The sequence below is a fragment of the Actinocorallia herbida genome, assembly GCF_003751225.1.
Classification (GTDB): Bacteria; Actinomycetota; Actinomycetes; order Streptosporangiales; family Streptosporangiaceae; genus Actinocorallia; species Actinocorallia herbida.
Window position 1 is genome coordinate 9,199,544 of sequence record NZ_RJKE01000001.1, and the last position, 13,973, is coordinate 9,213,516.

Genomic DNA, 13,973 nt, shown 5'->3' on the forward strand with positions numbered 1-13,973 from the left:
GGCACCATGTTTCACGTGAAACATGGTGCCTTGAGGTTAGGAGACGGGGGTCAGGGCCAGGCGGGCCGCGCGGAGGGTGGCGAGGAGTTTTCGGAGCCGGGAGGGCGCGGGGACCGGGTCGAAAGAGGGGAGGGCGTCCAAGCGGCGCTGGAGTCGGATGAAGCTCTCGACCTGGCGCTGGAGGGAGGGGAGGTCGGTGAGGACCGCGTCGTGCGAGGTCTCGGCCAGGAGGTACTGCGGAGCGGTGACGAGGCAGACCGCGGGGATGCGGTGCTCGTAGAGGGGCTCGCCCTCGCCGAAGTGCACGAGCGGGCCGGGCGCGCACACCTCCGTGGGCGCGGGCGCCGGCCCCGTCCACTCCTCGAGGACGAGATCGCGGAGCTGCCGGGTCGTCGCGTAGAGGAGTTCGGGTTCGAGGGCGCCGGTCGGGCCATGGTCGCCCGTCGCCGGGTCGTCGGCGAACTCCCGGGCGCCCAGGTGCTCCACCACGAGACCCGCGACCGCCCGGGACCGCCCCGGCCCGCCCGCCCACAACTCCGGATGCGCCGCCAGCCACGCCGTCGTCGCCTGCCCGTGCGCGGTCACCGCGGGGATGCGCAGATGCCCCGACGTGAGCACGAACACCATCCTCCGTCGATGCGGCCGCGCGACCGCGTCCCGCGCCATCTCCACCAGCCCGATATGCCCGTTCTCTTCCACCGCGTTGACCCCGTCGCTGTGCGACACGACAAGAATCGACTCCCGACCCGGGCCCCCTGCGCCCTCCGCAAGCACGGCGTCCGCCGAACGCGGGTCTTCGGGATCGGATGTCGACTCCCCACCCGGGGTCGTCGGGCTCTCGGCAAGCGCGGCGTCTGCCGAACGGCTTGCGGGTGCCGGGTCTTCGGGATCGGATGAGGCTTCGGAGATCGCCCAGATCGTCTCGGTTCGAGTGGACTCGGTAAGGATGGCGTCCAGGGTCAGGTGGGCTTCCGTGCCCGCTTTCGCGGCCGCGAGGACGCGTTCGCCTTCCTCGCCCGCGACCCACAGGGCGGGGAGGTCGCGGTAGGGGAAGGTGAACGGGAGGTACTGGCCTTCGGCGTTGCCCGGGGACAGACCGCGCCAGACCGCGACGACGGCACGCACGCCCGCTTTGCGCGCGGCGGCCAGCGAGGGTCCGAACAGGGTCGCGGTCACCACGGGGTTGGCGATGGGGGGACGCGCCGGGGCGCCGCCCTCCCAGTCGCCGACGAGCAGATCGAAGGGCACCTCGCGGTGCGGCACCTCGACGACCGCGATCCCGCCGCGCGCCCGGCGCCAGTGCTTGACCAGGCCGTCGAGCAGGTGCAGCCGCCCGGAGACCCCCTCGGGACCCGTCGTTCCGGAATAGGGGTAGGGCGAGGAGACCTCGACGTCCTGGCCGTCCACCAGCAGGCGGGCGGCGCCCGGCGGGACCTCCCAGCGGGTGAACGTGTGCCGGTCCCGGTGCACCTCGAGACCGAGCGCCGCCCACCGGGCCGCGACGTCCTCCACGAGGGCCCGGTGGGCCGCCGAGCCCGTCGGCCGGGTACCGAGCCCCACGAGGAGGTCGACCTGCTCTTCCAGCGAACGGATGTCCATGTGCCCTCCCGGCGGTCGCGCCCCGGCCGGACCACCGGGACGCCGGTCACTCCTCCGGTGGGAGCAGGACCTTGTCGATCACGTGCACCGTGGCGTTGCCCGTGCTGATGTTGCCACACAGGATCCTCGCGCCGCCGACGGTGTACGCGCCGTCCGAGCCCGCGACCTTCAGGCTGCTGCCGCGCAGCGTCTCCAGATCGCCCGAGCCCAGCTCCGCGGGCCCCTGCCTGCCCTCGACGATGAGGTTCATGAGGATGCCGGTGAGGATCATGCCGTCGTCCAGGTCGGACTTCTTGACCGCCGCCCAGGCGGCGTTGCTCGGCGCGAACACGGTGATCTCCGGGGCGGTGTCGAGGGTGTCGACCATGCCCGCCTTACGGACCGCCGAGGCGAACGAGGTCAGCTCCGGGCTGTCGGCCAAGGCCGTCACCACCGGCTGGGCCGCCATCCCCGCGAGCCCCGCCCCCGCCGACCCCTGGACCGCGGCGCACCCGGAGCCGAAGGTCTGCGGCGCCGCGGCCGACACCGAGACGGCGGCCGGCGCCTGACTCGTCGCCGCCTTTCCACCCTTGCCCGCAGCGTCCTGAGTCGCACCGCCGCAGCCCGCGACGCCCATCACCATGACGGCCCCCGCCGCCAGCACATAACCCTTCATGATCCCCCCGAATCGCCTGTTCCCGGCCTTCTCCGCCGTACGGATCACTCGATGATCAAGCCCGTTCCCGCCCTTTCCCCCCTTCACACCCGCACCCGCCCATCCACCCGGATACCCGACCGCCCTCCCGCGTCCACCCCGCCCGTCGCTTCCCTCCGCCCGTCGCTTCCCTCCGCCCGTCGCTTCCCTCCGCCCGTCGCTCCTGCCGACCCATCACTCCTTTGCGGGGTTGCCTGTCGGGCCGTGTGAGGGCTCCCGTTCCGCGGGGCCCTCACACGGCCCGCTCCCGTAGGGCCCCCGGCCGGTGGGCTTTTGTCCCGTCAGGGCTTCGTGCTGTTCATTGCTCCGCCCTGCGGGGCTCCGGTCCTGCTCTGCTCGTCGCGTTCAGCTCCGCACCCACCGGCCCGCTTCGGCGGGACCGCGGATCGGCGCCCGCGCACCCATGGTGCGGATTCCCGCCTTGCCTTCGTTCGTTGGGGACTCGTCCGGTTCGTTGCTTCTGGTCGGTGGGGGTCCCACCTCGTTTCCCGCTTTGCGGCGTGGGGCTTTGGTCCCGCCCCCGAAGGGGACCGGAGGGGTGGGGCCGGGCGGCGGGGCCGCCCGGGCCGGGTCGGGGTCAGGAGGGGTGGTCGGCGGTCCAGGTGGTGGAGACGACCGTGGTGGAGGTGAGCGGGGTGCCCGCGGGAAGGGCGGCGTTCATGCCGGCGGGGGTCTTGACGATGACCTCGGAGGCGAGGGCCTGGCCTCGTGCGCGGTCGAGGTAGATGCGGTGTTCCAGGACTCCGTTCGGGGTGGTCTCGAGGGCCGAGACCGCGACGGCCGGGCGGCCTTCGGGGTCGGTGGTCTCGCCGACGGAGGTGACGCCTTCGAGGCCGGACAGGACGGTGAAGGCGGCGGACAGGACCTTGGGGCGGAGCGGCATGTCGGTGACCATGCCGGACACGACGCGGAACAGCCAGGCGTCCCGCTCCATCGGAACGCTCGACGACTCGGTGTCGGTGCCGGTGTAGAACCGCAGCAGCGAGGCGCGCAGCTTCGCCGGGTCGGCGGGCAGCTCCCGCAGATCCTTCATGGACACGTTGCGGCCGAGCCAGAAGACCTTGTCGCCCCCGACGGGCGCCGAACTCCCGGTCTCGACCGGACCTGGGACGGTCTCCAGGGGGGTGAGCCCGGCACCGGGCTTCTTCCCCCGGGCGAGGTCGACCTCGATCGGGGTGGGGGAACCCTGGGCGCGCCAGACCTCCTCGTCCTGCGGGGAGGCCGGGACGGTGCCGAGGTTCTGGTGGCGGAACCACTGGCGGCCGCCGGGGACGTTCGGCGTCCAGTTCTCGTCGTGGACCGTCGTCACCACGGTGTAGGCGGAGGCGCCCTCGCCCGCTCGGGCATAGGAGCGGGCGGACACGACGCGCTTCCAGTAGTCGCCCGTGGTGTCGGGGGCGACGGCGGCCTCCTGGGCGGCGGCGAGCAGCAGGCTCTCGGGGTCGAGGGCGATGGTGCCCGGCGCCACGGTGCCGGAGGACGGGCCGCGGGTGCCGCCGTCCGCGGGGATCTCGCCGGGCAGCACGCTGACCGCGACCGCCGCCGCGGCGAGCACGCCGACCAGGCCCACGCCCCAGCCGAGCCGGACGGACCGGGCCGCGCGCCGCGGCGCGCGGCCCGGCTCGGTGGAGGGCACGGCGGAGGCCATCGCCGCGGCGAGTTCGGCCTGCCGGGTCTCCTCGGCGACGGGCAGACGTGGATCGAGGTCGGCGGGACGCGCCTCGGACAGCAGGCGCAGCGGATCGCGGTTCATGGCATCTCCTCACGGATCATCCCCAGCCGGGGGCGGACGGGTCGTGCTTCGGTGGGTCGCTCCAGCTCGCGCTGGAGGCGGCGCCGGGCCCGGTGCAGGCGGACGCGCAGCGTGGCGGGCGAGCAGCCGATCACCTTCGCGGCCGCTCGTGGCGACAGGCCGTGCCAGGCGACGAGGACGAGAAGCTCGCGCTCGTCCTCTGGGAGCGTCGCCAGCGCGCGCAGGGCCGCCTGCCGCTCCGCGACGTCCTCGGCGACGTCGGCCTGTGGGGGAGTGGCCCGCTCGCGCAGCTCCGCGACGAACCGCTCCCGCTTCAGCTCGGCCCGGTACCCCTCGCGCAGCACGTTGCGGGCAATGCCGAGCAGCCACGGCAGCGGCGGATCGGGCAGGCTCGCGAAACGCCGCCACGCGATGGCGAACGTCTCGCTGACCACCTCCTCCGCGACACTCCGCCCACCGCGGCTGACGGCGTAAGCCCAGACATGCTGACGGCACTCGCCGTACATCGCCGAGAAGCGCCTTTCGTCCTCGCTCACGCGTTCACCTCCGTCCTCGGGTTCACTTCACTGTCACCAGGAAGTGGTCCCGCACCGTCCATCGTTACCGCCGTTTTCCAGAAACCCGACCGCCCCATGGGTTCAGGCCCGGGGCCATGTCCCGGCGAAGCCCACGATTCCTGCGGTGGGGGTGCGAGGGTCGGGGCGGGTCGCGGGAGGGTGGGGGGCGTGAAAGCCTGGGGGGGTGCAGATCGAGGGGGGTAAGCGGAGGGATCGGGGGGTGCTGGGGCGGCCTCGGGTCACTTCGCGGGTGGCGTTGGAGAGGCTCGCGTTCGAGTTGTTCGCGCGGGACGGGTTCGACGAGACGACCGTGGACGGCATCGCGGCGGCGGCGGGGATCGGGCGGCGCACGTTCTTCCGGTACTTCGGGTCCAAGAACGACCTGGTGTGGGGTGACTTCGAGGACCAGCTCGAGCGGCTGCGGGTGCTCCTGGACGAGGCGGATCCGGCCGCGCCGATGATGGAGGCGGTCCGCGCCGCCGTCGTCGCGTTCAACCGGTACGACCCGCAGGAGGTGCCGTGGCACCGCCAGCGGATGGAGCTGATCCTGCGGGTGCCGACGCTCCAGGCCGACGCGACCCTGCGCTACGCGGCCTGGCGGGAGATCATCGCGGCGTTCGTCGCCGCCCGTACCGGCCAGCCGCCTACCGCGATGCTCCCCGTCCTGTCCGGCTACGCGGTGCTCGCCGCGTCGATCTCCGCCTACGAGTACTGGCTGTCGGTGGGCGCCGCCGAGGACCTGACCGAACTCCTGGACGCCGCCCTCCGCAGGATCGCCGACGGCCTCGCCGCCTCCGACCCCGCGACGACCGGCCTCGCAACGGCCCGCCCTGAGGCCGCAGCCCTCGCGATCACCGACCCCGCGACGGGACGCCCCGAGGTCGAGTGACCTGCGGCAGGCCGCCCTGCGGAGGACTGAGCCGCCGCCCAGGGCCGGACTCGGCCTGCGGGCCCGGTCCGCGTATGGACTCCTGGGCGCCTACTGGGCGCGCATGGCCGCGGCGATGAGTTCGCCGGTGAGGACGGCGGTGTTGGCGGGGCCGCGGAGGGGGGCGGTGGGGAGGATGGAGGTGTCGGCGACGCGGAGGCCCGGAACGCCGTGGACGCGGCCTTGGGAGTCGACGGCGGAGTCCCCCTCGATGCCCATGGGGACGGTGCCGCAGGTGTGCTGGGAGGTGCCGAGACGGGTGGCGATCCAGAGGTCGAGCGCGTTGTCATCGTCCAAGGCCGCGGGTTCTACGAGGCCGGAGGAGACCTCACCGAACGCGTCCGTGGCGACGAGCGAGGCGACGGCCCGGACGACGTCCCGAAGGGCCCCCCGGTCGGCCTCGGTCTCCAGGTACCCGTAGTCGATCCGGGGCGCGACGCGGGGGTCCGCCGATTCCGTGCGCAGCCTTCCCGCCCGCCGAGGGGTCTGGACCGAGGCGAGGAACGCCAGCGGCGCGCCGGGCACCGAGACGGCTCCGCCGACGAGTCCGGCGAGCGGCACGAGGGACTGGAGCACCTCGAGGTCCCCCGGCTCCGCCCCGCGTGAGGACGTCAGGTGCAGCGCCCCGCCGAGCCACGACCCCGACGCCTCCGGCAGCGCCTCCCGCGGCGTCCACTCCAGCGCCACCTGCGGGTGGTCGCTCAGCGCCGCCCCGACGGCGGGCAGGTCGGCGACGACGGGGACGCCGGCCCGTTCCAGGTCGCGCGCGGGTCCGAGGCCGGAAAGGTGCAGCAGGTGCGGCGAGACGAACGCCCCCGCGCACAGGACGACCTCGCCCGCCTCGATGACCTCGGTCCGCCCCGCGTGTTCGACGACGACCCCCGTGGCCCGCCCGCCGGAGATGGCGACCGAACGCACCAGGCATCCTCCGCGCACCGTGAGGTTCGGCCGGGACAGCGCGCTGAGCAGGTAGGCGATCCCGGTGTTGATCCGGATCCCGTCCACCGCGTTGGAGGGCACCGCCCCGAACCCGGGGGCCTCCTGTGCGTTCTTGTCGGCCTCCTCCGGGTACCCGAGTGCGCGAGCGGCCTCCCGGAACGCCTCCGCGGCCGGATGAGCGAGTGACGTACGCCGGACGCGAAGTGGCCCTCCGTCCCCGTGCAAGGGCCCGCCTCCGAGGTCGAGGTCGTTCTCCATCCGGCGGAGCAGCGGCAGGACGCGCTCGTAGGACCACAGGTCGTCTCCGGCCGCCGCGGCCCATCGGGTGAAGTCCGCTTCACGGGCCCGGATGAAGTACCCGCCGTTGACCGTCGTGGAGCCGCCGAGGTAGCGGCCTCGTGTGGCCACGTAAGCCTGTCCGGGGGTGAGCCGCACAAGGTGGGTGCTGACGGCGGGGTGATCCGCCTGGGCTCCGGGGACGAGCCGGGCGTCCAGCAGACTCTCCGGGAAACCAGACAAATCGGCAGGTACAGGGCCTGCTTCGAGGACAAGGACACGTCGCGAAGGGTCCTCGCTGAGGCGTGCCGCGAGGGCGGACCCGCTCCCGCCGGCACCGACCACCAGGACGTCCGGGCGGCTCATCGGCGTGCCCGGTTTGGCCATGATTCCGCAGGTGACCTGTACTTCATCCGAAGTAGACCCTTTCTTTTGGCACTCGATGTAACTAGTATCCGACATGTCCGAGCAATGTGAGCGGCGCCTCACCTACAGGTGGGCCGCCGCATACCCGAAAGAGGAGGTGCCATGAACGAGAACCAGGACGTGGAACTCGTCGAGTCGCTGATCGAGGAGGTCTCGATCGACGGCATGTGCGGCGTGTACTAGGCCGTCATGCCAGCTCTCGATCTCGACCGCGCCTGGGACCTGCACCCGCAGGTCTCGGTGCGGCCGGAACCCTTCGGCGCGCTCTTGTACCACTTCGGAACCCGCAAGCTCTCGTTCCTCAAGGACCGCGTGCTGCTGGAGGTAGTGCAGTCCCTCAAGGACGCGCCCTCCGCACGGGCCGCCTGCGCGGCGGCCGGAGTACCCGAAACCGACCTCCCCAGGTTCGGCGCGGCGCTCGGCGCCCTCGTCGGATCGGCCATGGTCGTCGAAAGGACCACCCCATGACCATCACGCCCGAGCGGGTAGCCACGCCCGCCCCCGGGACGCGGCTGGTCGACCTGTTCGAGCTCGGTCTCGACGCGCCGATCTGCCTGACCTGGGAACTGACCTACGCCTGCAACCTGGCCTGCGCGCACTGCCTGTCCAGCTCCGGCCGACGCGACCCGCGTGAGCTGACCACCGACGAATGCAAGGCCGTCATCGACGAGCTGCAACGCATGCAGGTGTTCTATGTGAACATCGGCGGCGGTGAGCCCACGGTGCGCTCGGACTTCTGGGAACTGCTGGACTACGCCACCTCGCACAGCGTCGGCGTCAAGTTCTCCACCAACGGCGTGCGCATCACCCCCGAGGCCGCCCGTCGTCTGGCCGCCAACGACTACGTCGACGTCCAGATCTCGCTGGACGGCGCCACCGCCGAGGTGAACGACGCGGTCCGCGGCCCCGGGTCCTACGACACGGCCATCCGCGCGATGCAGAACCTCAGCGACGCCGGGATGAAGAACTTCAAGCTGTCGGTCGTCTGCACCCGGCACAACATCCCGCAGATGGACGAGTTCAAGGCGATCGCCGACAAGTACGGCGCCCAGCTCCGGCTGACCCGCCTGCGCCCGTCCGGCCGCGGCGCCGACGTCTGGGACGAGCTGCACCCGCTCGCCGGCCAGCAGCGCGAGCTGTACGACTGGCTGATCGCCAACGGCGACAAGGTGCTCACCGGAGACTCGTTCTTCCACCTGTCGGCGTACGGTGAGGCGCTCCCCGGCCTCAATCTCTGCGGCGCGGGACGCGTCGTCTGCCTGATCGACCCGATCGGCGACGTCTACGCCTGCCCCTTCGCCATCCATGACAAGTTCCTCGCGGGCAACGTAAGGCAGCCCGGCGGCTTCGCCGAGGTGTGGCGCGAGTCCGGCCTGTTCCAGGACCTGCGGGAGCCGCAGACGGGCGGGGCGTGCAGCTCCTGCTCGCACTACAGCACCTGCAAGGGCGGCTGCATGGCCGCGAAGTTCTTCACCGGACTTCCGCTGGACGGTCCCGACCCCGAGTGCGTCATCGGGCACGGCGAGGCACTGCTCGCGGGACGGTCCGAGGACAGGTCGGCGATCCCCAAGCCGTCCGCCGACCACTCGCGCAAGGTGAAGCCGCGGTCCCGCCCGGTCCCGGTGAAGCTGTCGACGCGCCGTCCGGACCCCGAGCGCCGCCCGGTGAGCGCGTGCGAAGAGAACCCCCTGGCCGGGCTCACCCTCTGATCCCCTGCGGCGGACGTCCGATACCCCGCGGGCGTCCGCCGCGCTACCCCACATCTTTCAGGGACGGCGCCCGCACCCCCGCCGCCGCTCCCTCGGCAAGGAGAAGCACCCATGGGCAACGCCTGGTTCGAAACGGTCGCCGAAGCGCAGCGCCGGGCCAAGAAGCGCCTCCCCGGCATGGTCTACGGCGCCCTCGTCGCCGGGTCGGAGCGCGGCCGCACGATCGACGACAACATCGACGCGTTCGCACAGCTCGGATTCGCCCCGAAGGTCGCGGGCCACAAGAACGAGCGCGACCTCAGCACCACGATCATGGGTGTGGAGTCGTCGTTCCCCGTCATGATCTCGCCGACCGGCGTGCAGGCGGTCGACCCCGAGGGCGAGGTCGCCGTCGCGCGGGCCGCCGCCAACCGGGGCGTCATCATGGGCCTGAGCTCGTTCGCCAGCCGCTCGGTCGAGGACGTGGCCGCGGTCAACCAGAACGTCTTCTACCAGATGTACTGGACCGGCAGCCGCGAGGCGATGGTGCAGCGGATGGAGCGCGCGAAGGACGCGGGCGCCAAGGCGCTCATCGCCACCCTCGACTGGTCGTTCTCCAACGGCCGCGACTGGGGCAGCCCGCAGATCCCCGAGAAGATCGACCTCAAGACCATGGTCAAGCTGGCGCCGAAGGTGATCAACCGGCCGGGCTGGCTGTGGCGCTTCGGCAAGACCGGCAAGATCCCGGACCTCACCGCCCCGAACCTCCAGCCTCCCGGCGGCCAGGCCCCGACGTTCTTCGGCGCCTACTACGAGTGGATGCAGACCCCTCCCCCCAGCTGGGAGGACGTCGAGTGGATGCGCAAGGAGTGGGGCGGCCCCTTCCTGCTCAAGGGCGTCACCCGGGTGGACGACGCCAAGCGCGCGGTCGACGCGGGCGTCACGGCGATCTCGGTCTCCAACCACGGCGGCAACAACCTCGACACCACCCCGGCGACGATCCGGCTGCTGCCGGGCGTGGCCGAGGCCGTCGGCGACCAGATCGAGGTCCTCCTCGACGGCGGCGTGCGGCGCGGCAGCGACGTCGCCAAGGCGCTCGCGCTCGGCGCGCGGGCCGTCCTCATCGGCCGCGCCTACCTGTGGGGCCTCGCCGCGAACGGCACCGCGGGCGTGGAGAACGTGCTCGACATCCTGCGCGGCGGCCTGGACTCCGCGGTCCTGGGCCTCGGCCACTCGTCGGTCGGCGAGCTGTCGCCCGCCGACCTGCACATCCCGCGCGATTTCAAGGTGACCCTCGGCGGCTCCGGGCTCACCGAGTCCTGACCGGCATCGCGACCGGAACCCGGAGATGGCGCACGAACCGGCCACCCGCGCCCTCGCGGGCGCGGTGTGGCCGGACGTCCCCGACGGCGCGCTCGCGCTCGTCCCCGTAGGCGCGACCGAGCAGCACGGGCCGCACCTGCCGCTGGCCACCGACACGGTGATCGCCGAGGCGGTGGCGGCCCGCGCCGCGCGGGAACTGCCCGGCCCCGTACTGGTCGCTCCGGCGATCGCGTTCGGCGCGAGCGGCGAGCACGCGGGCTTCCCCGGGACGGTCTCGATCGGCCACACGGCGCTGCGCGCGGTGCTCGTGGAGACGGTCCGGTCGCTCGGACTGTGGGCCGGCCGCGTCGTGTTCGTCAACGGGCACGGCGGGAACGTGCCCACCTTGGACGACGCGCTCGCGCAGATGCGCGCGGAAGGCCACGACGTGTCCTGGGTGCCCTGCGGGGTGCCCGGCGCCGATCCGCACGCGGGCTTCACCGAGACGTCGGCGATGCTGCACCTCGACCCCGGCCGGGTACGGCTCGCCGACGCCGTCGCGGGTGACACCCGGCCCCTCGCCGAGCTGATGCCCGACCTGCTCGCGGGCGGAGTGCGCGCGGTGTCGCCGTCCGGCGTCCTCGGCGACCCGACGGGCGCCACCGCCGAAGAAGGCGAGCGCATCGTCGCCGCGATGGTCGCGACCGTCGTCAGACGGGTCAGGGAAGGCCGCGCCGACAAGCGGGGCCGCCTTCAAGAGCCCCACGGGCCCTGACCCTTCGCTCATCGCCGCCGCCACGACTTCTCTTCGGCATGCCCGCTCACGGCCTGGTCCCGTCCCGCCCCCGTTGACGGAGGGGCCGCCGGGAAGGCGAGCCGCGGAGACGGGCCTCGGACGCACGGGTCCGAGGTTCCCCCCCGCTCTTCGGCGGATGCACGTCCGCCGAAGGGAACACATCGAAGGAGACGGAAATGAAGGCACGCGCAGCCATGCTGCTGGAGCAGCCCGGCACATGGCAGGTGAAGGACGTCGAGCTGGACGAGCCCGGCTACGGCGAGGTGCTGGTGGAGATGGTCTCCACCGGCCTGTGCCACTCCGACGACCACATGGCCGTCAACGACATCCCCGTCGCCCACCTGCCGTTCTGCGGCGGGCACGAGGGCTCGGGCGTCGTCCGCCAGGTCGGCCCCGGCGTCACGGACCTGAAGGAGGGCGACCACGTCATCACCTCCTTCGTCCCCGCCTGCGGCCGCTGCAAGTGGTGCGCCCAGGGCCTCCAGGTCCTGTGCGACAACGGCGCCAAGATGCTCGAAGGCAGCCAGATGGACGGCACCTTCCGCATGCACTACGAGGGCCAGGACGTCGCCACCGGCGGCCTGCTCGGCACCTTCGCCAACTGGCAGGTCTACGACCAGCTCTCGGTCATCAAGATCCGCCAGGACGTGCCGCTGAACGTGGCGTGCCTCATCGCCTGCGGCGTCCCGACCGGCTGGGGCTCGGCGGTCAACGGCGGCCAGGTCAAGCCCGGCGACGTCGTGATCGTCATGGGCGTCGGCGGCATCGGCATCAACGCCGTCCAGGGCGCCAAGCACGCCGGCGCGGCGCGCATCATCGCCTGCGACCCGGTCGAGTTCAAGCGGGAGGTCGCGCTCAAGGTCGGCGCCACCGACGGCGTCGCCGACATCCACGAGGCCGGCGACCTCGCGCGCAGCCTCACCAACGGCCAGGGCGCCGACTCGACGATCGTCACGGTCGGCGTCATCACCGGCCAGAACGTCGGCGACGCGCTCACCACCGTCCGCAAGGCGGGCACGGTCGTCTCGACCGCGCAGGGCCCCGCGGACGTCGTGGACGTCCCGATCAGCCTGTTCGAGCTGTCCATGATGCAGAAGCGGATCCAGGGCGTCCTGTACGGCATGGACGCGCCGCGCCTGTCCGTCCCGCGCCTGCTCGACCTGTACGCCGAGGGCATCCTCAAGCTGGACGAGCTGGTCACCCGCCGGTACAAGCTCGAAGACATCAACCAGGCTTACGCCGACATGCACGCGGGCGTGAACATCCGCGGCGTGATCGACTTCCAGGCCTGATCCACCCGGTCCCGGCACATCCGAGTGGGAATCCTCGTGGAGAAGCACGGTCCACGATGACCCTTACCGGTAGCCTGCCGGGCGTCGATCGTCGGACGGGCGCCCCGCGCCCGTCCGACGGACGGCGGTCGTCCGCGTGACTCCCCTCCCGTCGCCCCGGGCGGGGAGCACGCGGGACACCGCTCTCCCCGGGGGCCGCGACGGGATGGGTCGCGGTCCCTTTCCCGTCTCCTAGGACCTCCGATGCCTACTTCGCCTCCGACCGCAGAACCCGGCCGTCCGCCCACCGGGCCCGCAGCCGCACTTCCCGAGGGGTTCGGCGTGGCGCTGGACCCGGGCACGTCCCTGTGGTCGGGCGACAGGGTGGCGACCGGAGGCTCGCCTTGGAAGGTCGTCCGTATGGGCGCCGCCGCGGTGCCGCTCCTCGCGGAGCTGCGTGCGGCCGGTAGGCGGGGAGTCGTCTTCCACTCCCCGTTGGGACGAGCCCTCGCCCGTCAGCTTCTCGACCACGGGTTCGCGCGCCCCGTCCCGGCGCCTGCGTCCGGACCCTACGACGTCACCGTGGTCGTCCCCGCGTACGGCCGCCCCGACGAGCTGGAACGGACGCTCAGGGCGGTCCGGGGCCTTCCGGCGATCGTCGTGGACGACGCCTCGCCCGATCCCGAGCCGCTGCGCCGCGTCGCACGGACGTACGGGGCGCGCCTGGTCAGGCACGAGGCCAACCAGGGGCCCGGCGCGGCCCGCGACACAGGGCTGCGCCTCGTCCGGACCGCCTTCACCGCGTTCGTGGACTCCGACTGCCGGCCCGAGCCCGGCTGGCTCGACGTCCTCATGCCGTACTTCGCCGATCCGAAGGTCGCGGTCGTCGCGCCCCGGGTCGTTCCCGACGCCGCGGACGGCCGCCTTCTGGCGCGCTACGAGGCCGCGCGGTCGGCGCTGGACATGGGGCCGAAGCCCGCGCTGGTCAGGCCGGGCGCCAAGCTCGGCTTCGTGCCCAGCGCGACGCTCCTGGTACGCAACGCGGCCCTGGGCGCCCCCGCCTTCGACGCCGATCTCCGGCTCGGCGAGGACGTCGACTTCATCTGGCGGACCGCCGATCTCGGCTGGCATGTCAGGTACCAGCCGGAGGCACGGGTCGTGCACACGCCCAGGCTCGACCCGAAGGCGTGGGCGAAGAGAAGACACGAGTACGGGACGTCCGCGCCCGACCTCGAAAGCCGCCACCCTGGACGGCTCGTCCCCGCGCGTCCTTCCGTCTGGAACCTCGCGACCCTCGGCCTGCTGACGTACGGGCGTCCCGTGTCGGCCGCGGCGAGCGTCGCCGCTACGACGTACCTCCTTCGGCGCTCGCTCAAGGGCACGTCCGACGACTGGAAGCTGAGCTCCGCGATCGTGGCGAAGGGCGTCACGGCGGACGCCGCCGCCCTGGGCCACGCGTTGCGGCGCGAGTGGTGGCCGCTCGGGCTCACCTGCCTTGCGGCGTCGCCGCGCAGCCGCCTTGCGCGCGCCGCCTCCGCCGCGATGCTCGCGCCGATCGCCTTGGAGTGGGTCACCCGGCGCCCCGCCATGGACCCGTTGCGGTACACGGCTCTGCGCCTGATGGAGGACGTCTCCTACGGCTCGGGCGTTACGGCGTCCGCGTGGCGGGCGCGTACGCTCGCGCCCCTGCTGCCGCACATACGGACGCCGTTCGCCGAGCGTAAGAAACCCGCGCGGTAGCGGC

Annotated in this window: 13 protein-coding genes; 8 read left to right on the forward strand and 5 right to left on the reverse strand. The window is 72.6% G+C overall.

Annotated elements, in window-relative coordinates; genetic code table 11:
* Positions 1–36: 36 nt before the first annotated feature.
* The 4 genes from EDD29_RS41965 to EDD29_RS41980 form a co-directional block, all read right to left on the reverse strand.
* Complete coding sequence (locus EDD29_RS41965; protein ID WP_123669692.1) at positions 37–1,599, reverse strand: hypothetical protein; 1,563 nt, start codon at positions 1,597–1,599, stop codon at positions 37–39.
* A gap of 46 nt (positions 1,600–1,645) precedes the next feature.
* Positions 1,646–2,254 carry a fasciclin domain-containing protein gene (locus EDD29_RS47945; protein WP_123669693.1) on the reverse strand — a complete coding sequence of 203 codons (609 nt, stop codon included), beginning with the start codon at positions 2,252–2,254 and terminating at the stop codon, positions 1,646–1,648.
* A gap of 616 nt (positions 2,255–2,870) precedes the next feature.
* Entirely contained in the window at positions 2,871–4,046 is a 1,176-nt protein-coding gene (locus EDD29_RS41975) for a CU044_5270 family protein (protein WP_123669694.1), read from the reverse strand.
* Positions 4,043–4,582: an RNA polymerase sigma factor gene (locus EDD29_RS41980; RefSeq protein ID WP_246053293.1), complete on the reverse strand. Its 540-nt coding sequence runs from the start codon at positions 4,580–4,582 to the stop codon at positions 4,043–4,045. Before EDD29_RS41980 ends, EDD29_RS41975 begins: the two co-directional genes overlap by 4 nt.
* A gap of 241 nt (positions 4,583–4,823) precedes the next feature.
* Between EDD29_RS41980 and mftR the strand changes: the two genes are divergently transcribed.
* Positions 4,824–5,492: a mycofactocin system transcriptional regulator gene (mftR, locus tag EDD29_RS41985; RefSeq protein WP_281280991.1), complete on the forward strand. Its 669-nt coding sequence runs from the start codon at positions 4,824–4,826 to the stop codon at positions 5,490–5,492.
* A 90-nt stretch (positions 5,493–5,582) separates the two neighbouring features.
* Here the strand turns inward: mftR and mftG are convergent, their stop codons facing one another.
* The gene (gene mftG / locus EDD29_RS41990) at positions 5,583–7,133 is read right to left on the reverse strand and encodes a mycofactocin dehydrogenase MftG (RefSeq protein WP_211360167.1); all 1,551 of its coding nucleotides are present in this window, start codon (positions 7,131–7,133) and stop codon (positions 5,583–5,585) included.
* A gap of 108 nt (positions 7,134–7,241) precedes the next feature.
* Between mftG and mftA the strand changes: the two genes are divergently transcribed.
* From mftA to mftF, 7 genes are all read left to right on the forward strand, one after another.
* Complete coding sequence (mftA, locus tag EDD29_RS41995) at positions 7,242–7,355, forward strand: mycofactocin precursor MftA (RefSeq protein ID WP_246053295.1); 114 nt, start codon at positions 7,242–7,244, stop codon at positions 7,353–7,355.
* A 6-nt stretch (positions 7,356–7,361) separates the two neighbouring features.
* Entirely contained in the window at positions 7,362–7,640 is a 279-nt protein-coding gene (gene mftB / locus EDD29_RS42000; protein ID WP_123669696.1) for a mycofactocin biosynthesis chaperone MftB, read from the forward strand.
* Positions 7,637–8,881, forward strand: a complete 1,245-nt coding sequence (gene mftC / locus EDD29_RS42005; RefSeq protein ID WP_123669697.1) for a mycofactocin radical SAM maturase — start codon at positions 7,637–7,639, stop codon at positions 8,879–8,881. The genes mftB and mftC overlap by 4 nt, the downstream gene beginning before the upstream one ends.
* A 111-nt stretch (positions 8,882–8,992) precedes the next feature.
* Positions 8,993–10,183, forward strand: a complete 1,191-nt coding sequence (gene mftD, locus EDD29_RS42010) for a pre-mycofactocin synthase MftD (RefSeq protein ID WP_123669698.1) — start codon at positions 8,993–8,995, stop codon at positions 10,181–10,183.
* 25 nt (positions 10,184–10,208) lie between these two features.
* Entirely contained in the window at positions 10,209–10,937 is a 729-nt protein-coding gene (gene mftE / locus EDD29_RS42015) for a mycofactocin biosynthesis peptidyl-dipeptidase MftE (RefSeq protein WP_123669699.1), read from the forward strand.
* Between the two features lie 197 nt (positions 10,938–11,134).
* A complete protein-coding gene (locus tag EDD29_RS42020) occupies positions 11,135–12,250 on the forward strand; it encodes an NDMA-dependent alcohol dehydrogenase (protein ID WP_123669700.1) in 1,116 nt (371 codons plus the stop codon).
* A gap of 243 nt (positions 12,251–12,493) precedes the next feature.
* A complete protein-coding gene (gene mftF, locus EDD29_RS42025; protein WP_123669701.1) occupies positions 12,494–13,969 on the forward strand; it encodes a mycofactocin biosynthesis glycosyltransferase MftF in 1,476 nt (491 codons plus the stop codon).
* The last annotated feature ends 4 nt before the right edge of the window (positions 13,970–13,973 follow it).